Consider the following 320-nt stretch of genomic DNA (forward strand, 5'->3'; position numbering starts at 1 on the left):
TCGGGTACCTCGACCTGGACGCACAGGAACCAGTGATCCGCTTCGCGCGAGACGCTCGCGCCCAGGATGCGTCCAGGCCAGCGCAGCGCTTCGCACAGCGCCACCCGGCCGATCCTGGGCAGCACGGCGGTGCTTCCCTCGATCCTGAACTTGTCGTTCGCCAGGTAAAACACATCGCGGCAGCGCCCCTTTTTCTTGAATACCGGAGGGTATGCCGGCGTTCCTGCACGGCGCTGCTCGAAGTAGCGGCTCCAGGCCCTGGCGAGGTTGGTGAAGGGCTGCGCATGGGCGTCGCGGTGGACGGTGCGCAGCCAGGGCAG

Annotated in this window: 1 pseudogene; it reads right to left on the reverse strand. The window is 67.2% G+C overall.

Annotated features, from left to right (window positions below):
- Positions 1 to 320, reverse strand: a pseudogene (locus tag FG94_RS16175) (RNA-guided endonuclease TnpB family protein); the annotation flags it as partial.

The sequence above is a fragment of the Massilia sp. LC238 genome, from assembly GCF_000735635.1.
Classification (GTDB): domain Bacteria; phylum Pseudomonadota; class Gammaproteobacteria; order Burkholderiales; family Burkholderiaceae_D; genus Telluria; species Telluria varians.